The organism is Chryseobacterium arthrosphaerae, assembly GCF_001684965.1.
In the GTDB taxonomy this organism is placed as follows: Bacteria; Bacteroidota; Bacteroidia; order Flavobacteriales; family Weeksellaceae; genus Chryseobacterium; species Chryseobacterium arthrosphaerae.
This window is the reverse complement of the sequence record NZ_MAYG01000001.1, coordinates 2,325,194-2,344,091: the sequence shown is the minus strand read 5'-3', so window position 1 is coordinate 2,344,091 and position 18,898 is coordinate 2,325,194. Positions and strand designations below refer to the sequence as shown.

Annotated in this window: 21 protein-coding genes; 7 read left to right on the top strand and 14 right to left on the bottom strand. The window is 38.8% G+C overall.

The window, feature by feature from the left end; all coding sequences use genetic code 11:
- Positions 1-58 precede the first annotated feature (58 nt).
- A complete protein-coding gene (locus tag BBI00_RS10480) occupies positions 59-1,117 on the top strand; it encodes a diphosphomevalonate/mevalonate 3,5-bisphosphate decarboxylase family protein (RefSeq protein WP_065398716.1) in 1,059 nt (352 codons plus the stop codon).
- A gap of 39 nt (positions 1,118-1,156) precedes the next feature.
- Here the strand turns inward: BBI00_RS10480 and BBI00_RS10475 are convergent, their stop codons facing one another.
- Positions 1,157-2,239, bottom strand: a complete 1,083-nt coding sequence (locus tag BBI00_RS10475; protein ID WP_065398715.1) for an endonuclease/exonuclease/phosphatase family protein — start codon at positions 2,237-2,239, stop codon at positions 1,157-1,159.
- 112 nt (positions 2,240-2,351) lie between these two features.
- Between BBI00_RS10475 and BBI00_RS10470 the strand changes: the two genes are divergently transcribed.
- The 3 genes from BBI00_RS10470 to gloA2 are packed head-to-tail and all read left to right on the top strand — an operon-like array spanning position 2,352 to position 4,089.
- The gene (locus BBI00_RS10470) at positions 2,352-2,792 is read left to right on the top strand and encodes a nuclear transport factor 2 family protein (RefSeq protein ID WP_065398714.1); all 441 of its coding nucleotides are present in this window, start codon (positions 2,352-2,354) and stop codon (positions 2,790-2,792) included.
- Positions 2,792-3,709 (top strand): hypothetical protein, encoded by a 918-nt coding sequence (locus tag BBI00_RS10465; protein WP_065398713.1) that lies wholly within the window; start codon positions 2,792-2,794, stop codon positions 3,707-3,709. The genes BBI00_RS10470 and BBI00_RS10465 overlap by 1 nt, the downstream gene beginning before the upstream one ends.
- 2 nt (positions 3,710-3,711) lie before the next feature.
- A complete protein-coding gene (gloA2, locus tag BBI00_RS10460) occupies positions 3,712-4,089 on the top strand; it encodes an SMU1112c/YaeR family gloxylase I-like metalloprotein (protein WP_065398712.1) in 378 nt (125 codons plus the stop codon).
- Between the two features lie 2 nt (positions 4,090-4,091).
- Here the strand turns inward: gloA2 and BBI00_RS10455 are convergent, their stop codons facing one another.
- Together BBI00_RS10455 and BBI00_RS10450 are read right to left on the bottom strand one after the other, a co-directional pair.
- Positions 4,092-4,475, bottom strand: coding sequence for a DUF1634 domain-containing protein (locus BBI00_RS10455; RefSeq protein ID WP_065398711.1), 384 nt, complete (start codon positions 4,473-4,475; stop codon positions 4,092-4,094).
- Positions 4,475-5,305, bottom strand: a complete 831-nt coding sequence (locus BBI00_RS10450) for a sulfite exporter TauE/SafE family protein (protein WP_065398710.1) — start codon at positions 5,303-5,305, stop codon at positions 4,475-4,477. The genes BBI00_RS10455 and BBI00_RS10450 overlap by 1 nt, the downstream gene beginning before the upstream one ends.
- A gap of 97 nt (positions 5,306-5,402) precedes the next feature.
- Here BBI00_RS10450 and BBI00_RS10445 point away from each other — a divergent pair, with 97 nt between their 5' ends.
- Positions 5,403-5,954 (top strand): DUF1543 domain-containing protein, encoded by a 552-nt coding sequence (locus BBI00_RS10445; protein WP_065399705.1) that lies wholly within the window; start codon positions 5,403-5,405, stop codon positions 5,952-5,954.
- 28 nt (positions 5,955-5,982) lie between these two features.
- Positions 5,983-7,095, top strand: a complete 1,113-nt coding sequence (locus BBI00_RS10440) for a 5-(carboxyamino)imidazole ribonucleotide synthase (RefSeq protein WP_065398709.1) — start codon at positions 5,983-5,985, stop codon at positions 7,093-7,095.
- A gap of 77 nt (positions 7,096-7,172) precedes the next feature.
- Here BBI00_RS10440 and BBI00_RS10435 read toward each other — a convergent pair whose 3' ends face one another.
- The 6 genes from BBI00_RS10435 to BBI00_RS10410 form a co-directional block, all read right to left on the bottom strand.
- Positions 7,173-7,544, bottom strand: a complete 372-nt coding sequence (locus BBI00_RS10435) for a hypothetical protein (RefSeq protein ID WP_065398708.1) — start codon at positions 7,542-7,544, stop codon at positions 7,173-7,175.
- A gap of 18 nt (positions 7,545-7,562) precedes the next feature.
- The gene (locus tag BBI00_RS10430; RefSeq protein ID WP_065398707.1) at positions 7,563-8,264 is read right to left on the bottom strand and encodes an SH3 domain-containing protein; all 702 of its coding nucleotides are present in this window, start codon (positions 8,262-8,264) and stop codon (positions 7,563-7,565) included.
- Positions 8,265-8,317: 53 nt separating this feature from the next.
- Positions 8,318-8,989 carry an SH3 domain-containing protein gene (locus BBI00_RS10425; protein WP_065398706.1) on the bottom strand — a complete coding sequence of 224 codons (672 nt, stop codon included), beginning with the start codon at positions 8,987-8,989 and terminating at the stop codon, positions 8,318-8,320.
- A gap of 218 nt (positions 8,990-9,207) precedes the next feature.
- Positions 9,208-11,331 carry a cation:proton antiporter gene (locus BBI00_RS10420; RefSeq protein WP_065398705.1) on the bottom strand — a complete coding sequence of 708 codons (2,124 nt, stop codon included), beginning with the start codon at positions 11,329-11,331 and terminating at the stop codon, positions 9,208-9,210.
- A gap of 7 nt (positions 11,332-11,338) precedes the next feature.
- Positions 11,339-11,902: a hypothetical protein gene (locus BBI00_RS10415; protein ID WP_065398704.1), complete on the bottom strand. Its 564-nt coding sequence runs from the start codon at positions 11,900-11,902 to the stop codon at positions 11,339-11,341.
- 218 nt (positions 11,903-12,120) lie between these two features.
- Positions 12,121-13,026, bottom strand: a complete 906-nt coding sequence (locus BBI00_RS10410) for a DMT family transporter (protein WP_065398703.1) — start codon at positions 13,024-13,026, stop codon at positions 12,121-12,123.
- 254 nt (positions 13,027-13,280) lie between these two features.
- Here BBI00_RS10410 and purE point away from each other — a divergent pair, with 254 nt between their 5' ends.
- Complete coding sequence (gene purE, locus BBI00_RS10405; RefSeq protein ID WP_065398702.1) at positions 13,281-13,784, top strand: 5-(carboxyamino)imidazole ribonucleotide mutase; 504 nt, start codon at positions 13,281-13,283, stop codon at positions 13,782-13,784.
- A 143-nt stretch (positions 13,785-13,927) separates the two neighbouring features.
- Here the strand turns inward: purE and yiaA are convergent, their stop codons facing one another.
- From yiaA to BBI00_RS10380, 5 genes are all read right to left on the bottom strand, one after another.
- The gene (yiaA, locus tag BBI00_RS10400; RefSeq protein WP_065398701.1) at positions 13,928-14,320 is read right to left on the bottom strand and encodes an inner membrane protein YiaA; all 393 of its coding nucleotides are present in this window, start codon (positions 14,318-14,320) and stop codon (positions 13,928-13,930) included.
- A gap of 388 nt (positions 14,321-14,708) precedes the next feature.
- Positions 14,709-15,509, bottom strand: a complete 801-nt coding sequence (locus tag BBI00_RS10395; protein ID WP_065398700.1) for a hypothetical protein — start codon at positions 15,507-15,509, stop codon at positions 14,709-14,711.
- 101 nt (positions 15,510-15,610) lie between these two features.
- Positions 15,611-16,924 carry an adenosylhomocysteinase gene (gene ahcY, locus BBI00_RS10390; RefSeq protein ID WP_065398699.1) on the bottom strand — a complete coding sequence of 438 codons (1,314 nt, stop codon included), beginning with the start codon at positions 16,922-16,924 and terminating at the stop codon, positions 15,611-15,613.
- 173 nt (positions 16,925-17,097) lie between these two features.
- Entirely contained in the window at positions 17,098-18,273 is a 1,176-nt protein-coding gene (locus tag BBI00_RS10385) for a cation:proton antiporter (RefSeq protein WP_065398698.1), read from the bottom strand.
- A gap of 100 nt (positions 18,274-18,373) precedes the next feature.
- Complete coding sequence (locus BBI00_RS10380; protein ID WP_065398697.1) at positions 18,374-18,829, bottom strand: Hsp20/alpha crystallin family protein; 456 nt, start codon at positions 18,827-18,829, stop codon at positions 18,374-18,376.
- Positions 18,830-18,898 lie beyond the last annotated feature (69 nt).

Here is an 18,898-nt window from a genome sequence, read left to right as displayed (position 1 = left end):
AAATTCATCTCCTCCGGAGAGGGGGGTATAAAAGAAGTATGATCACTTAAATCAAACTATGACAACACAAGAATTTATAGGAAAAGAAAATTTTACAATCCATACCCGGACAGTTTCAGAAAGCTGTCCGTCCAATATTGCTCTGATCAAATACTGGGGGAAATATAAAGACCAGATTCCTGCCAACCCAAGTATCAGTTATACTCTTAATCATTGCAAGACCAATACTGTTATGGAGTTTATAGCGGATGAGCCTTTTTCTGTACAGACTTTCCTGGCTGGAAATGAAGAAGTGAAATTTGCTGAAAAGATCGAAAAATACTTTAAAAATATTGAGCAGTACCTTCCATGGATTTTAAAGGGAAGATACCTCGTCAGAACAGAAAATACATTTCCGCACAGTTCAGGAATTGCAAGTTCTGCTTCCGGATTCGGGGCCATTGCAAAATGTCTGATGGCATTGGATGAAACGTTCACAGGAAAAACTTCAGAGGAACAATCTTTGAGAAAAGCTTCATTTTTAGCAAGATTAGGAAGCGGAAGTGCGTGCAGAAGCCTTTACAACGGTCTTGTTGTCTGGGGAGATACAGAGGAGGTAGAGGGAAGCTCAGACCTGTTCGCAGTGCGGTATCCAAATGCGGAAATTCTTGATATTTTCAGGAATTTTAATGACTGGGTATTGTTGATTCATGAAGGTCAGAAAAGCGTTTCTTCAACAGTTGGTCATGGTCTGATGAATACCAATCCTTATGCAGAAAGAAGATTTCAGGAAGCAAGGGAAAATTTCGTTCCGATGAAGGAGATTTTGAAGACGGGAGATATGGAAGGCTTTATCAGGCTGGTAGAGCACGAAGCACTTACCCTTCATGCCATGATGATGATGAGTGATCCTGCTTTTATTCTCATGAAAACAGGAACACTGGAAGTGATCAACAAGGTCTGGGATTTCAGAAAAGAAACCGGGCTGCCTTTATTCTTTACTTTGGATGCAGGTGCAAACGTACACCTCCTTTTTCCGGCTGACGGTTCAGAGGAAAAAGTTAAAACCTTCATTGAAGCTGAATTATTGCAGCATACCCAGAAAAATGGAGTTGTGAAGGATGTAATGAAGTTTTAATAAACAATAAAAAAGTGGATTTTTGATCCACTTTTTTTATTAATCTTCGGTAACTACGGCCTCCCGTTCTCCGTCTTCCTGTTTACCTTCCTCTATCATGATTTCAGCTTCGGCTTTCTCTTCAGAAGTGGCCGTTTCTATCAGTTCTTCCTGCTCATCGTTGTGATGGTCTATGAAAAATTCACAGTAGACCGGCAGATGATCCGAACCAAAATTTTCCAATGTCTTCAGCTGTTTGATAAAAATATCCTCGCTGTGAAACATCAGGTCGATAGGAAACCGTAAAAGGCGATATTTTGCATGGAAAGTAGAAACAAAAGAATGGCCGATCCTCGGATCAATCAGATGGCTTGTTTTCCTGAAAAGTACAGATGACCTTGACCAGGCTACATTATTGAAATCCCCTACTACAATGACCGGTTTTTTGATGTCCTTTACGCGTTTGGCCGTACTGAGAAGATCTCCATCTCTTTCCTTTGAAGTTTCTTCCTCCGTAGGACTTGGCGGCGGCGGGTGAACCCCAAAGAAAACAAAAGAAAAACCATCATGAGTTTTCATATGAATTTCAATACTCGGGATATCATCCGCTACAAAATAATGCGTTGTGGCTTCCTTAATTTCAATTTTGGAATAGAAATGCATCCCGTAGGTATTTTCAAGCGTTACTTTATGCTGGTAAGGATATTCTTTTTCTATCTTCCGCATCGCTTTTTCCCAGTCACCGTTGCTTTCCATCGTCATAAAGAAGTCCGGACCGTATTTTTCAATAAGCTTAATGAATCTGTCATATTCTTTATTGAACTGATAAACATTGGCAGAAACAAAATGAAGCTTTTCGGAAGACTTGTGACGCTGTTTATGCTTTTTTACAGGATAAAGAGGCGTATATCTGATCAGGATATGGCTGTGATGAACAAATAAAACCAGAAGAAGCCCCTGATAATACCATAAATAATCTGTAGAATCAATAGTGAATCCTAATAGAAAAGTGAAAAGAATCAGATAAGTTATCTGTATTTTAGCAAATTCAGGAACACGGAATACCCAGTGAGAATGCTGAATTTTCGGAAGGATAGTCATGACCAGCAGTAGGATGGCCAGAATCGTATAAGTAATCCACATATCAATGCTTTGGCTGAAATAATTTTTTTACAATTTAAGGAAAATGAATTTTAAAATCTGTTAATCAATTTAAATTTTATTTTACATATTTTTATCTGTCTAAATTTATCCCATGAATAAACTATCAGGAATCTTTCTATTGCTTGGAACACTCTGTTTTGGGCAGCAGAATCAGGAAATAGAAAAACCCATCCGGAATCTTTTTCTGGCTATGAAAAATGCAGATACAGCATTAATGAAATCTGTTTTTACAGATAATGCGGTGCTTCAGACCATCACAAAAGACGGAACGGTAAAAAGCGACAGCATACAGGATTTTATAACCTCTGTTTCACAGTTTCCGAAAGGGGATCTTGAAGAAAAAATAGAGATAGAAGCCGTTCATACAGACGGAAACCTGGCAAGTGTATTTACACCTTACTCTTTTTATTTAAAAGGAAAATTCTCCCATTGCGGAGCAAATAGTTTTCAGTTGGTGAAACAGAATAATGAATGGAAAATTCAGTATATCATTGATACAAGAAGAAAAGATAAATGTAAAGAAATACAGTAATGAGAAACAAAAATCTGATCTTTAATCCCGTTTTTCTGATTTGCCTGCTCATTCTGTTTCTGAATGATCACTTTTTTAAATTTTATTATACAAGCTGGTTTACCGGGAAGCTGTCTGATATTGTCGGGATTATTCTTTTGCCGATGCTTTTGACATACCTGTTTCCGGGGCTGAAGCATAAGTCTGTTTGGGCAGCAGGAGTATTATTTGCTTTCTGGAAGTCTCCTTTTTCGGAAGGTTTCATTAATGCTTATAATCATATTGCTCCCATAGGGATCCATAGGGTGGTAGACTATACGGATATGCTGGTCCTAATGTTGTTGCCGGTTCCTTATATTCTGATTAAAAATGATAAATTTATTAATAATTTCAGCATTAAAAAGCTAAATCCAGCCGTAGTGTTGTGTCCTGCTGTTCTTATACTGATGTCGACCTCTCCGCCAAGAGATTTCCGGTATAACAGATATTCCGGGAATGTTAAATTTGATAATCTCCTCGTTGAAGTAAAGAAAACGGATGTAGAAATTTTGAACGAATTCAAAAAAAGGAATATCCATATTTATAAAGACACTGCGAGAATAATCAGAGAGGCTGAATTTGAAGTTTTGAGAGTAGGAAAAATGAATGCCGGGAACCTTAAGAACGGAAAAGACGTTTTTGAATTTAATAATGATTCTTTAAAGGTCCTTTTGAACCGTAGGATTAAAGAAAGTACTGAATATAAGATCGACGAAATGGAGATAGGGGCAGGCTCCATGGTGAAAAATATACAGCTTTCCATATGGAAACAGCCTAAAAGCAGTCAGATTATTGTACATTCCATGCTGGTTGAAAAGAATCTGGACAGTACCCAGGTTGATCATAAGCTCAGAAAGATGTATAAAAACCTGATGCTGCAAAAACTTAAAGATTTATAAAAATGAAGATCCATCATATTGCTATTATTTGTTCAGACTATGTCGTTTCAAAGAAATTTTATACAGAGATTTTAGGATTGAATATCATCCGGGAAGTGTACCGGGAAGAAAGACAGTCCTACAAACTTGACCTTGCGATCGGAGATCATTATGTGATTGAGTTATTTTCCTTTCCTGATCCACCGCAGCGTCCTTCACGCCCGGAAGCCTGTGGCCTGAGGCATCTTGCTTTCTCAGTTGAAAATGTGTCAGAGAAACGGAATGAGCTGATAGGTAAGGGCCTGAGCTGTGAAGAAATCCGGATAGATGAATTCACCGGGAAAGAATTTTTCTTCACCCAGGATCCTGATCAGCTGCCACTGGAGTTTTATGAAATGTAAAATTAATGAGCGTATCCTGCAAAAAAGCTTACCGCCATTATCGCAAGAACAATAGAAGAAATGACTACATACACGTAGTCTTTTTCTTTTAAATAGCCTATCAGAGCAAAGACAATCCTCATCAGAGGGGTAAAGATCAGAAGGAGGATCCCCAGCTGGATAATAGCCATTCCCTCTCCTTTACACAAAGAGTCCCAGAAGTGGCCCCATATCTTTTCCGAAGAGGTGCCCACTACAAGGCTTGTATATTTTTTAGGCATTTCAAAACCTTCAACAAACAGTTTGATAAAACCGATCAGTGAAGTTGCCACAGATAAAATAACACCCAGCCTCAGAAGATTTCCTACCGAACGGTTCAGATCTACATCTGTAAAATTCTTTTTCATTACCTGAAGCTTTTGTTGATACCGTTATACATCATATAAATCGACAGAATGGTAATCACAATGGCAAAGAATACTTTTAATTTCTTTGTTTTTGAAACCATCAGGGTCTTTGAACCGATAAAACTTCCTATCACCACACCAATCAGTACAGGTGCTACGATCACCGGAATAATCTCACCTCTCTGGAAATAGATCAGGGCACTGGCTACAGCCGTTACTCCGATCATAAAATTACTGGTGGTGGTAGACACTTTGAACGGAAGCTTCATCATATTGTCCATAGCCAATACTTTCAAAGCTCCGGAACCTATTCCTAAAAGTCCGGACATGGCACCGGCAAACATCATCATCAAAAATCCGGGAACTGTATTTCTTGCAGAATAACTTTTCAGAATTCCTTTATCAGGGAAGGTTCCGTATAGTTTCAGCTTTTCTTCCAGGCTTCCTTTGATCAGCGGTTCCTGATGATCCGGTTTTCCTTTAAGATTTAAAACAACGGTAAGAAGAAGAATACTTGCAAAAATAATCCCGATCGTATTCGGGTTAAGCATTCCTGAAACCAGTGCTCCCACAATAGCTCCTGCCGTAGTGGCTATCTCAAGAAACATCCCGACTCTCATATTGGTGAAACCTTCTTTCACGAAAGCAACGGCCGCTCCGGAAGAGGTACCGATTACCGAAATAAGTGAAGCACCGATGGCATAATGCATTGGAACGCCAAAACCCAGCGTTAATAAAGGAATGATAATAACTCCTCCTCCTAAACCCGTAAGTGAACCTAAAAGACCGGCGGAAATTGCGCCAAGGAAGAGTATGATGATTTCTGACATACTACAATTAATGCTACAAATATAAAATTATTGTGGTAGTCTGCCAAACATTTGAAAAAGATAAATTTAACGTATTTTTGTATGCATGAAAAGTGAAATGAAATTATTTTATGTGATCCTTGGGGCAACCCCCAAAGGAAGAAACATTGAGCAGCATGACGTATTTTTCGGAATTGCAGAAAGCCTTAAAGACCTGGTTCCTGATATGAAAGACTTTTGGAAGGAAGCAGAAGGAAAGATCCACCTGGACTGTTACCAGGAAGTGAAATTTGCAGACGGCTATGAGGTAAAGATCGTAGAAAAAGGAGAAAAAGCTTCTGAAGAGCAGCTATACTTCCTTAATTTAGGAGGCTATAAGCCCGGCTTCTTTGAAGAGTTCCACGAGCAGCACCTGATGGTAGGAACATCGATGGGAGAAATCGTCAAAAGGGCAAAAGCTACCGAATTTTACCAGACCATGGGATTTGAAGGCGCTGTAAGCCATATTGATGATAAACATGGAGTGGATATTGATGACATTTACAATGTGAATGATATTCTTCCTGCATCCATGAAGGAAAAATTTTCCATCGTGCTTACAAAGTCGGATGTGGCAGATCAGAAAAACCCGATGGGACTCGGATATCTGAAAATTGACAAGATTCAATAAATTAAAGTAAATCTAATAAAAATAAAAAATGAAAATAGGAATTCTGGGAGGCGGACAGCTGGGAAGAATGCTGATACAAAGTGCACTAAAGTATGATGATGAGTTTTATACACTGGATCCTGCTTCTGATGCACCATGTCATAACATTTCGTATTTTACACAGGGAAATTTCAATGACTATGAAACAGTACTGAACTTCGGGAAAGGAAAAGATGTAGTAACGATTGAGATTGAACACGTTAATGCCGATGCTTTGGCTGAACTTGAAAAGCAGGGGATAAAAGTGGTTCCCAATGCCAACATCATCAGGACGATCCAGCAGAAAATCCTTCAGAAAGAATTTTATAAAGCTCACGATATCCCAAGCCCGGAATTTCAGGTGGTATGGAACAGTGATGAAAAGATCATCATGCCTTTGCCATTCGTGCAGAAAATGAATACCGGCGGATATGACGGAAAAGGAGTACAGGTGATCCGTACAGAAGCTGATTTTCAACATCTTTGGAAAGAAGCTTCAGTGATCGAAAGCCTGGTGGATATTGATAAAGAACTTTCCGTAATCGTTGCCAGAAACGAAAAAGGAGAAACCAATACTTTCCCTGTAACGGAAATGGTGGCAGATCCAAAACTTAATTTATTGGATTTTAATGTATGTCCGGTTCTTCTTACTGAGGACGTTCAGAATCAGATTGATGTCATTACAGAGAAATTCTTACAGGCTGTAAATTCTCCGGGGCTTTTTGCTATTGAATTATTCCTTGATAAAGAAGGAAAAGTCTGGGTCAATGAAACTGCTCCGAGATTGCACAATTCCGGGCATCAGAGCCAGGAAGGGAATACCAATTCACAATTTGAGCAGATGTACCGTGTGGTAAAGAATTTACCACTGGCAGATACCGATGCCATTACCTATAGCGGAATGCTGAATCTGGTAGGAGCAGAAGGATATGCCGGAAAAGTAGTGTATGAAGGAATGGAGGATGTACTCAAACTTCCTGAAACCTACATCCACCTATACGGAAAAACAGAAACCAAGCCAGGGAGAAAGATGGGACACATCAATGTTTTGGCAGATTCCAGGGAAGAGCTCATGGAAAAGCTTGTAATGGTGAAAGGAATGGTAAGGGTGATTTCTGAGTGATCAGTTTGAAAATAATATAAAAAGAGAGCAGTTTTCAATTTGAAAACTGCTCTCTTTTTATTAAATATAAGCGAAACTTATTGAACCTTCCTGATGATTTGGGGAAAATCAATACTCCATTTTTGTTCTCTGGAGCTGTACATCAGATAAGGTCCGTCAAAACCGTCCATATAGACCAATTCATAAGCGCCGGTACTGTCCGCTGCATAATCCGGACTTGCTCCCGGATTGTTTTGTTTAAATCCTAATTGATGAAGTGTATTCCGGTCATCATAACGGGGCAGGCTATGATGTTCTTTCTGATAATGTTCAAGATTCAGAACAAGTTTATTTCCGTATTCTATATCAGAATGTCTGGTTATTTCAATGGGTAAATTCCAGTAAACAGTCAGTGAGACCACCCCTAAAATCAATATACCCAATAGGGAAAGCAGAATCTTTTTGATCATGGATAGCTGATTAATTTTTTAAAAAGGTTTCTTTAGAATTCTTTCCTTGTAGACTCCTTTTACAATTTTAAAAAGGGCTACATAAGATCCGGCGCCATCAGAATTGAGCATGGTAATATATAAAGTATCACTTTTACGATCATAATAACACGCTGTAAACTGGTTGCTGACATTAAAGAGGTTTTCAATTTCTTTAGCCGGAATCTGAATTTTTTTATCTCTGATCTGTACGGTGATCGATTTATAATGCGTTCTGGGAATGGTACCGTCTGTTCCCCAGATCAGCTTCCCTTTATATTGATCTTCTATCTTTTGCCCGCCATAGCTGGAGGAAAAAAAGAATTTTTTATTTTCCTTGTAATTGAACTTTTCTGAAATGATATCTACCTTGATATTTCCGGATCTGAAGACTGCTTTGTTTTCATCTGTGGTTACAGGCAGAAGGGTTTCATAAGAATCCAGGAGCTTAACCTTTGAAGTATTAAGGTAACCGGCTGTTTTATCATTATAATAAACATTGACCCAGTTTTTGTTGGCGGCATCCGGCTCAGAAGCATACACAATTTCATCAGAACTGATCTTTCCCGTAATCTTACTTTTTGCATCCGGATTTTCCCTCAGATTGACATAGCCGTCTTTATCGACGATTTTAGCAAACTGAGCGAAAGATAACTGAATACTTAAAATAGCTGCTGCAAGGAATATCTTTTTTGTTTTCAATGTAGTGTGGTGATTTTTAATTTTAACAAAATAGAATGATTATTTGGCTTCATCTAAAACGGAATCTCAAGAACTCTTTTTTTGTATTGCCCTTTTTCAATAATAAAAAGCCCTACATACGAACCGGCACCCTCTGAATTGTTTATTGAAATGTATAAAGTATCATTTTCACGGTCATAATAACAGGCTGCGGACTGATTACTGACCTGAAACAGGTTTTCAATCTCCTCTGCAGGCACCTGGATGGTTTTGTCTCCGATTTGTGCGGTGATAGAGATATAGTGAGTCTTAGGAATGGTTCCGTCTATTCCCCAGACCTGCTGTCCTTTATAAAAATCGCCATAGAGCGTGGAAGAAAAGTCTTTTTCATTTTCCTTGAAATTAAATTTTCCGGAAACAATGTTGACTTTAATATTTCCTGATTTAAAAGTTGCTTTGCCTGCATCACGTACAATGGACGGAACTTTCTGATAAGATTCTATATATTTCAGTCTTGAGTTATAAATATAGCCGTTACTTACATTAGCCCAATTCTTATGAGTGGGGTCGGATTCAAAAATATAAACGATTTCATCTGAATTGATCTTTCCCGTGATCTTGCTTTTTGCATCTGCATTTTCCCTCACATTCACATAGCCGTCCTTATCTACTACCTTGGCGAACTGGGCAAATGATAATTGCAGGCTTAATACTGCTGTTAAAAGGAATATCTTCTTTGTTTTCAATGAATTTTTATTTTGGACAAAAATAGTTTTATTATTTTATTCAGGGTTTATGGTTAGTAAAGAAAGGAAGCTGGAGGCTGGAGGCTGGGAGAGGGAAGTGATTGCAGTGATAAAGAACTGAACAGTATTTTTATAAATTTCTTCAAGAGTACTGTCAGCAATTACCCGCACACGGGTAACTTCAAGCTTCTCTCTTACAGCTTCCTGCTCAAACCTTCTTACTTAAATATTTTCTGAATGACGTTTCCTATTTCCACAAAGTCTCCATGATTTCCTACAGACCTTATTTCCGGGCTGTTCTTATCATACTCCGAGAATGGGAAGATCAGGAGATAATTATTATCACTCAGGTTTCTGTTCAATAGTTCAGGAATAAGTCTCATCCTTGGAATATAAGACCTCATGCCCCGTTTTGCCATCAGGATAATCAATGCTTCATCTTCCTTCAGCTGCGCAGCCGTTCTTTCACCGTCCTGCCATGTATTCATAATGATAAATTCAGCTTCTATATTGGCTTTTTTAATGATTTTCTGAAGAATATCCAGAATATTTTCAGGAGCATAGAAAACTACCGTTGCCCCGGAGTTTCTTGCAATATTCCAGACTCTTAAAAGCGCATGGAAAAATCCTGCCTCCTGATGAGCATTCTCCGGAATCATGACGGCATAGCGTTTAATCGTGGACAGTGGCTGTGCAGCATGGTATACCAGCACATTCACATCATCATTCTGAAGATAGCCATTATAAAGGTTATAAACGAATGACGGAGAGAAGCCTTTTTCATCTTCCAGCCCTATGATGAGATCTGTGATTTTCTGTTCTTTAATAACATTGTTTACCCCATTGATGACATCGTTGTCATATCTTTTGAGTGCCTGCAGTTTCACATCTGCTGCCGCTGCGGTGTCAGCTGCCTGGTGAAGGAGCTTTTCCGCATTTTTTACTGAAGATTCATTCTTATCTTCATTGATCACATTTAAAGCAAACAAATCTTCCGTATTGGAATGCGCTTTGATCAGAATCCCCAGATTGACCATTCTTTCAACGGTTTCTTCGTGATTGATGGCAAGTAAAATATTTTCTTCCTCATGGCTGTTTCCGGAAACGGTATCTTCGTTATCTGCTTCAGCAATTTTCTGGGCGCTTGCCATTGAGATAAAGGATGAAATGGTACATGAAATCAGGATCAGCAGGATACTTCCGTTCAGAACATGTTCATTCAGTAACCTTACAGGTTCTCCGGTCTCGGTTTCAGACAGGATGATGTTATACCCCACCATTACGGAAGCCAGGGTTGCTGCAGCTGAAGCAGAGCTTAACCCGAAGATCAGTTTTCCTTCTTCCTTAGTCAGTCTGAATGTTTTTTGAGTAGCCACTGCAGAGAGATATTTTCCGCCGATAGAAGCTACCAGCATGATTCCGGCTACTTCCAGGGTTTCCCAGCTTTTAAAAAAGACCTTAAAGTCGATGAGCATTCCCACACTGATCAGGAAAAACGGTATAAATATCGCATTTCCCACAAATTCCACTCTGTTCATCAGGGAAGAAGTATGCGGAATCAGCCTGTTTAAAGCAAGTCCTGCAAAGAACGCTCCAATGATAGCTTCCACACCGGCAAGCTCTGCCAGCATTGCGGCCAGGTAAATCATTACCAGAACAAAAATATACTGCGAAATTTTATCGTCCACTCTTTTAAAGAACCAGCGGCCGATGATAGGAAAGACGATCAGTACAATCAGAGCAAATACGACAAACGAAACGGATAATTTAACCCAGAATTCGGTTCCTACATCGCCCTGAGACATCCCAACGATCACAGCAAGTACCAATAAAGCCAGGATATCCGTAATCATGGTACCGCCAACGGTAATATTGACTGCTTTATTTTTTGCAATTCCCAGTTTACTTACCAGAGGATAAGCGATCAGCGTATGAGAAGAAAAAAGGCTGGCAAACAGAATGGAGGTAAGCATTGAAAAATGCAGGATATAATATCCGCCTAAATACCCGAGAACAAAAGGAACCGTAAAGGTGTAGATTCCAAAAGTAAGACTCTTCCATTTGTTCTTTTTAAAATCTCCCATATCAATTTCAAGCCCTGCAAGGAACATGATATAAAGGAGCCCTGTAGTTCCGGTCACCACAATGCTGCTGTCCCTCGACAGTACATTGAAACCGTTTGGTCCTATAACAGCCCCTGCAATGATAAGCCCAAGCAGGTGGGGAACTTTAATTTTGTTTAATAATAATGGCGCGGCAAGGATGATAACCAGCACCAGCAGGAACTTCAGTACCGGATCTTCTATAGGAAGACTCAGGTTGTGTATACTCAGTAAAATCATAGGTGTTTTATTTTGTGGAACGTACTAATTCGACAGAGAACTTTGCGGTACAGCCATCAGAGGTGATGGTTCTTGTTCCTTTGATCTTGTTGTCTGAAATGTCATTCAGAAGAACGCTCATTTCCACATTCTTTTTAGCGGTAGAATCGGTCTTGAAAGAAAGTCTGATTTCATTATTCTCAAACTTTCCGGTATAGAGCCTTACCAGATTATTGTTATTAATGATTTTGGTGACCGGCTGGGTAGAATCATTATCGAACTCCCAAACGTCCGTACGCTGGTCACCTACAGCATAATCACTGCAGTTGGATTCTGTACAGATCACTTTTCCGTTCCAAGGGCCGGAGATCTCTGCGGGCCATGTAGCAATGACCACAGAATCTTTTTTAGCAAAAATACTGTCCCTCATTTTTAACAGTGACTGGTATTCAGATTCTTTTTTGGCGAATGTTTTTTCTTTTTCCAGCAATTGTTTTTCTCTGTCCGTAAGGTTTTTCTCCTTTTCCTTGTAATCACAGCTTACCAGGATGAAAGAGGCCGCAAGAAGGGCGAAAAATGTGTTTTTAAGCATGTTGTATGGGTTGAGTATACAATATAGGAAAAATGAAAAGAATATAAAAACTTCTCCGAAGGTTTAACTGTTTAGAAATGGTTTGAAATAAGCGGTTTTTTTATATTGAATAAATTTACAGGATCTTAATCCTTAGGAAAGCAATAGGCAGGATTGTCATTTTTTCTGTGATCCTCCATTTCATTTATAGTAAGACAGAAAGCTTAGAGAATATTTTCTTATTCCAACTTCTGTTTTTTAAACATTTCAGGATTGTAATTGATGATAAAAACGCCTAAGATAATCAAAACAGCAGCAATGATAAATTTAAAAGAAATATATTCACCAAGGATCAGCCAGCTTAAAAATATGGAAATAATGGTATTGATATACGCCAATATGGAAACCTGTACCGGCGAAACTTTTGTAAGCGCATAGTGAAAAGCAAAAAATGCTGCTACCGATCCGAAAACAGACAGATAAAGCATGGCTGAAATGCTACGCAGCGTCCAGTTTCCGAAATTATAATTTTCTGAGAACAGAAAGGCGAATATAATCTGGGTAATACCTGCAAATGCAAACTGATAAAATAAATTCAGTGAAATATTTCCGCTGTGAAGGTTGAGTTTTTTGGTGAAAATGGTTCCTGAGGCCCAGCCCGCAATAGCGATGAATAAAAACAGGATCCCAAGGGCATAATCCGGATTTTTAAGATCGTTGACCCCATCCCAGAATATAAAAATAATCCCGCTGAAGCACATCAGTACTCCTGCAAAAGCCCGCCAGCTGAATTTTTGTAATCCCAGTGCAAGGCTGCCCATGAACACAAGAATAGGAGAGCAGGCACTTATCAATGAGGTAAGGCTGCTGGTAACTTCCTCTTCAGCCACCGTCGTCATCCCATTGGCGATTACCAGCATGAGGGAAGAAAAAATGATCTGGTATTTCAGGTTTTTCCAGCCAATCCATTTAAATTCTTTTCTGTAAATAAGAATCATCAGCATAATAATAGAAGCCAGAAATTGGCGGATGCCTGCAACAAACCAGGCAGGTATCGTTTCCACTGCAATGCGGATCGACAAAAAAGTAGTTCCCCAGACAATGGCGACGGTAAGGATGGCCAGTGTAAGCTTATAATCTTTCAAAATCTAATGTGGTGTAAAAACAAATATATCCACTTTCAAAAATATCAGATGGATACAGATGCTGTAAAATATAAGAGTACAGATGAAAATTTTGAGCCAATGGCTATGATTTTTTTAAAATAATTAAAATAAGTTGTTGATTTATAGATATTTTTAAATAAAACCTGTGCAAATAGGAAATGACAATCAAAGTCTCTTTCAGTTTCTCACCTTAATTTTAATTTTTATCTTTGAACATCTAATAAAAATTGAAGATGGTAGGAATTATTATGGGCAGTCAGAGCGATCTGCCGATCATGGAACAGGCTGCAAACTTTCTGAAAAGCCTGGATATCCCTTATGAACTGACTGTGGTTTCAGCACACAGAACACCTGAAAGAATGTTCGATTATGCAAAAACCGCTAAAGAAAGAGGTCTGAAAGTAATTGTTGCAGGAGCAGGCGGGGCAGCTCACCTTCCGGGAATGGTGGCAAGCTGTACGACACTTCCGGTAATCGGGGTTCCGATCCTGTCCAGCAATTCAATAGACGGATGGGATTCTGTTTTATCTATCCTTCAGATGCCGGGGGGTATTCCGGTGGCTACTGTAGCGTTGAACGGAGCTTTGAATGCAGGAATTTTAGCTGCTAAAATCATAGGAAGTGCAGATGCCCAGGTTGCTGAAAACCTTCAGAAATACCAGGATTCTTTAAAAGACAAAGTATTGGGAACGGTGGATGACATCAAAGCCCAGCACCCGAATCATTTTGATCAATAATATACAGATAAACTTACAATAAAAAGCCTCGCTGAAAAGTGAGGCTTTGTTTTTATTTTTCCTGGCCTGGATTTATCTTTTTATATGAATCATTGAATTGAAGATAAAAATAAAAAACTCTCCAATGATGGAGAGCTTTTATGTTATTCCTGAAGCATATTGTCCCGCGTATTTTTCTGGACTGCGATAGCCCCGAAAAGCGCCAGAAGAAATGCAAAGGCATAAAATCCTTTTTCACTTGGTAAAATGGTGGCATTCCAAAGTCCGATAACCAGCAACACAATGGAAGACAGGGTTGCAAACCAGCAAATCCCGTAATAGATATCGGTTACCTGAATGTTTTCTAATCTGTCACGGACAGCCTTCTGCAGCGATACAACGGCAAATAAACCGTAAAGAAGGATCGTGAAATAATATCCCTTCTCATTCAGCTGCATTTCTGCTCTTGCAAGACCTACGATAAAGCCGATCATTCCTGCTCCCAACGCCACCCAGGATGCTGCTACAAATGCATTTGATACTCTTTGTTTTTTCATGAATTAATGTTTTAAGAGCCTAAATATATTCATTTTTTATAAACTTAGCTTACATAATGATAAAATATGGGTAAAATACGGGATGAATGACAATAAACAGGAGAAACGGTTTATAATACTGAACTGTATTCATCATATAAGTTTTGTCTAAAGCCAATGAAATTATTTGTAAAAAAATGGACTGAAGCCTGTTCTGTTGAATTTTATGATGAATTCCTGTCCGTGTTTCCTGTCCGTTTTAGCCCTGATAGGAGCGGTTACCCCGCAACATGTGTGGGAGCGGCGAAGGGATTGGTGCCGGAAGGAGCAGGGTGAGGAGTATGAGTGGATAGCAGGAATAAGCTCCTAAAAAAACTCCCCAAAATTGGAGAGTTGTATAGGGAATTTATTAAGCAATAATATATTCGTAATTATACTGCACGGAAAGGTTTCCATCGCTGCCGATCCCTGTAGCCTGAACCGGTAATCCCGCATTATTATATTGCAGGGTGTACTTGGTGGTTTCACTTGGCTTCCAGCTGCCATCATTATCCTGAAAACTGTTTTTATCTGTAAGATAGTTGTTTTCGCTTAATTTCATGGCTCTTCCCATCATCACTTTCAGATACTTGTTGGTATTAGCGTAAGGGGTTAATTTATTATCATAGGTATATTCACTTTTATCAGTAATGCTGAAGTTCCCCCCGGTGGACGATGTTTCTACTGACACATTATTCCCATTATAAGTATATGAAATGGTTCCCGGTTTGGAGCAGTCTGCAGACTGGCAAAGGGTAGAAGTGATCAGCTGGCCGTTTGAATTATATGTATAGCTGTAAGTCCTGTTATTATTAGGATTGGGGTAAACCGCTTTATTACCTGTCAGTTGATCTCCTTGGTAGGTAAAATCCATATAATACTGCAATACCTGCTTATCATTATAGTAATTTATTTTTACAGGTTTTCCGTTGCTGTATTCAAAAGTGCTGCTTCTTCCTTTAGACTGCATCCTGATAAGCTCTCCCTGGCTGTTGTATTCCAGGGTTTCCACCGCGGTTTCAGGTTTCGTGGGATCATCATAATACGTTGTAGTCACCTTACTGAGTAATAATTTCTGCCCGGAAGGATTAATCATATCATAATTGTCACTACTGCAGCTGTTGAAGAATGCCACAGCGACCGCTAATCCTAATAATAATTTAATTTTCATGTTATTTTTTGCGGCAAAAATACAGAATCACGGGTAAGCTGAAAATAAAAAATCCCACTATTTCAAAACAGTGGGATAATATCATATTTTTTTTACCAATCTTAGTATCTGTAGTACTCAGGCTTGAATGGCCCTTTTACGTCTACTCCGATGTACTCAGCCTGCTCAGGAGAAAGAGTTTCAAGTTCTACGCTTAATTTCTTAAGGTGTAAAGCCGCTACTTTTTCATCCAAGTGCTTAGGAAGCATGTATACTTCATTTTTATAAGCAGCAGAGTTGTTCCAAAGTTCAATCTGAGCCAAAGTCTGGTTCGAGAAAGAGTTAGACATTACGAAACTTGGGTGACCTGTAGCACATCCTAAGTTTACCAGTCTACCTTCAGCAAGGATGATTACCTCTTTTCCTTCAACCGTATAGATATCAACCTGAGGCTTCACTTCAGATTTTGTGTGACCATAGTTTTTGTTTAACCACGCCATATCGATTTCGTTGTCGAAGTGACCAATGTTACAAACAATAGCCTTGTCTTTCATCTTAAGGAAGTGTTCTCCTCTTACGATATTGAAGTTACCTGTTGTAGTAATGATGATATCAGCATTGTCTACTACGGTATCTAATCTTTTTACTTCATAACCGTCCATAGCAGCCTGAAGCGCACAGATCGGGTCAATTTCAGTAACGGTAACGATAGAACCGGCTCCTCTGAAAGAAGCGGCAGTACCTTTACCTACGTCTCCGTATCCGCAAACTACCACTCTTTTTCCTGCAAGCATTACGTCTGTAGCTCTTCTTACAGCATCTACTGCAGATTCTTTACATCCGTATTTGTTGTCGAACTTAGATTTGGTTACTGAATCATTTACGTTGATTGCAGGCATTACCAGAGTTCCGTTCTTCATTCTTTCATAAAGTCTGTGTACTCCTGTAGTCGTTTCTTCAGAAAGACCTTTGATATCTTTTGTGAATTCAGGATATTTATCAAAAACCATGTTGGTTAAATCTCCACCGTCATCCAAAATCATGTTCAATGGCTTTCTGTCTTCTCCGAAGAATAAAGTCTGCTCTATACACCAGTCAAATTCTTCTTCGTTAAGACCTTTCCAGGCATACACAGGGATTCCTGCAGCAGCAATAGCAGCAGCAGCGTGGTCCTGAGTAGAGAAGATATTACAAGAAGACCATGTAACTTCAGCACCTAAAGCGACCAATGTCTCGATAAGCACAGCAGTCTGGATCGTCATGTGAAGACATCCTGCGATTCTTGCTCCCTTAAGCGGTTGAGAAGGTCCGTATTCTTCACGGATAGCCATCAGACCCGGCATTTCTGCCTCTGCAAGGGTAATTTCTTTTCTTCCCCATTCTGCAAGGGAGATATCCTTAACTTTATAAGGAACGTATTGTGTTGTAGTACTCATATGTAATGAATAATTTTTAAATTCAATTGATAATGAAATGCAAAATTACGATTAATAATTAAGATATAAAAACAGTAAGTCCGGTCGGTTTTATGAGATTAAACAGCCTTTGAAATCAATAGATTGATAACTGATCAGTGCTTATTGAAGCATATTGGTTTTCTGTTCCTCTTTTAAATTTTAATGTTATTCTGTAACTTCTTTTTCTCTATCAGGCTTTTGAGGACTGAAATCCATATCGTGGAGAGTAAAATAGATAAACAGGTGATACCCAGTCCGGCTTTGTATAAGCTGTATTCAATAATTTTAGCTTTGTATGCAATGGATAATGCCATAATTCCAAATTCTCCTGTTTGAGATAATAATGCTCCTCCGTACAGGCTTTCTTTCCAGTCATACTTCAGCAAACGGAAAATAATGGCAGACATTACAGAGTTGCTTAACAGGACGAAAAATGTCCCTATAAGAATGATCTGAAAGTTGGAAAACAGATAAGCAATATCAAGACGTAACCCAATTGATACAAAAAATAGCGTTACAAAGAATACCTTGAAAGGGATCAGTGAATGTTCAAGCCAGCTGAACAATTTTACCCTTCCTACAATGATACCGGCGATAAAACTTCCGAAAGTACTGCTCAGCCCTCCTGTTTCAGCAATTAATCCGAATCCGATGCAGATGAATAATCCAAAAAATACCTGCAGGTCGTGATCTTTTTCAATAGACCGGAATAATTTTGGGACCTTGATTTCCTGTATATTTCTAATTCTTTTTAAGATAAAAAAGACAGCAAAGCATACCATGACCGGAAATACAATATGGATGAGTTTGAAATCTTCTTTATTCCACGCTTTTAAAACCGTCAAAACAGGAGCAAAGAGCAGATCCTGAAAAATAAGGATGTTGAGTATCGTCGTTCCAAAAGGTGTTTTTAAAGTGTTGTGCTTGCTCAAAACCTCACTCACAATCGCCGTGCTGTTGAATATGAAAAGTACAGCAATAAGAACCATGCTGTTTAAAGAAAGCCCGATGATATTTCCTATCAGAGCAGCACATATAAAGCTCAGAATAATTTTCATGCTTTGAGCGATGATCGGTTTTATCAGCAAAGTCCGGTTATCAGGAACATTGATTTCCATACCCAGGAAAAACATCAGCAGTAAAATTCCTACTTCTCCAATTGTTTCTATTTCTTCGGGATTGGTGAATACTCCCAAAACATGGGGCCCAAGAACTACTCCTGCAATGATATAAGCAATCATGTAAGGCTGATTCAATCTTTTTAGGAGAAACATCAAGCCTAATGTAGTAAGGCATAATATGCATATTGACCAAAGTAATTCATTCATGGTATTTCATTTTAGAAAGTTTGATGATGAATTAATTTTTACTCAGTAATACAAAAATTGGTTTCCCGTGAGGAAAACCAATTTCTTAAAAAAATAATAATTATTTGATCTCAATCAGACGGGGAGCCTGTTTTTTAGCTTCATCTGTTTTGGGAATTGTAAGTTTCAGAACCCCGTTTTCGTATTTTGCTTCAATGTTTTCCTCATCAACAACATTCTTGGCAAGCTCAAAACTACGTTGGAATGCCTGATAGCTAAATTCTCTTCGGGTGTAATTGGTATCATGATCTTCTTTCTGATTTTTCCTTGAGGAGGAAATCGTCAGAAGATTACCTTCAAGAGTGACCTGGAAATCCTGTTTTTCCATTCCTGGTGCTGCCACTTCTACCTCAAAATGATCCGCACTCTCTTTGATATTCACCGATGGAATAGAGGTGTGCGTTGATGAAAAATTGTTATTGCTCCAATTAAAAAGTTCGCGGCTGAAAAAGTCATCGAACAATGTACGTGGACTGGCAGGAAGCAAGCTGCCGTTGTTTCTTTTTACGATTGACATAACAAACGATTTTTAAAGGTTAAACAATAAATTAATGATCTCAATTTTCTGATTTCAAAAAATATACCA

Bases quoted from the DNA above. Each gene is read 5' to 3' on its own strand.
- BBI00_RS10395 (WP_065398700.1), bottom strand. From the start codon at position 15,509: ATGAAAATTAAATTATTATTAGGATTAGCGGTCGCTGTGGCATTCTTC.
- BBI00_RS10480 (WP_065398716.1), top strand. From the start codon at position 59: ATGACAACACAAGAATTTATAGGAAAAGAAAATTTTACAATCCATACC.
- BBI00_RS10445 (WP_065399705.1), top strand. From the start codon at position 5,403: ATGAAATTATTTTATGTGATCCTTGGGGCAACCCCCAAAGGAAGAAAC.
- BBI00_RS10455 (WP_065398711.1), bottom strand. From the start codon at position 4,475: ATGAAAAAGAATTTTACAGATGTAGATCTGAACCGTTCGGTAGGAAAT.
- gloA2 (WP_065398712.1), top strand. From the start codon at position 3,712: ATGAAGATCCATCATATTGCTATTATTTGTTCAGACTATGTCGTTTCA.
- BBI00_RS10380 (WP_065398697.1), bottom strand. From the start codon at position 18,829: ATGTCAATCGTAAAAAGAAACAACGGCAGCTTGCTTCCTGCCAGTCCA.
- BBI00_RS10465 (WP_065398713.1), top strand. From the start codon at position 2,792: ATGAGAAACAAAAATCTGATCTTTAATCCCGTTTTTCTGATTTGCCTG.
- BBI00_RS10385 (WP_065398698.1), bottom strand. From the start codon at position 18,273: ATGAATGAATTACTTTGGTCAATATGCATATTATGCCTTACTACATTA.
- BBI00_RS10440 (WP_065398709.1), top strand. From the start codon at position 5,983: ATGAAAATAGGAATTCTGGGAGGCGGACAGCTGGGAAGAATGCTGATA.
- yiaA (WP_065398701.1), bottom strand. From the start codon at position 14,320: ATGAAAAAACAAAGAGTATCAAATGCATTTGTAGCAGCATCCTGGGTG.
- ahcY (WP_065398699.1), bottom strand. From the start codon at position 16,924: ATGAGTACTACAACACAATACGTTCCTTATAAAGTTAAGGATATCTCC.
- BBI00_RS10420 (WP_065398705.1), bottom strand. From the start codon at position 11,331: ATGATTTTACTGAGTATACACAACCTGAGTCTTCCTATAGAAGATCCG.
- BBI00_RS10415 (WP_065398704.1), bottom strand. From the start codon at position 11,902: ATGCTTAAAAACACATTTTTCGCCCTTCTTGCGGCCTCTTTCATCCTG.
- purE (WP_065398702.1), top strand. From the start codon at position 13,281: ATGGTAGGAATTATTATGGGCAGTCAGAGCGATCTGCCGATCATGGAA.
- BBI00_RS10475 (WP_065398715.1), bottom strand. From the start codon at position 2,239: ATGTGGATTACTTATACGATTCTGGCCATCCTACTGCTGGTCATGACT.
- BBI00_RS10450 (WP_065398710.1), bottom strand. From the start codon at position 5,305: ATGTCAGAAATCATCATACTCTTCCTTGGCGCAATTTCCGCCGGTCTT.
- BBI00_RS10470 (WP_065398714.1), top strand. From the start codon at position 2,352: ATGAATAAACTATCAGGAATCTTTCTATTGCTTGGAACACTCTGTTTT.
- BBI00_RS10435 (WP_065398708.1), bottom strand. From the start codon at position 7,544: ATGATCAAAAAGATTCTGCTTTCCCTATTGGGTATATTGATTTTAGGG.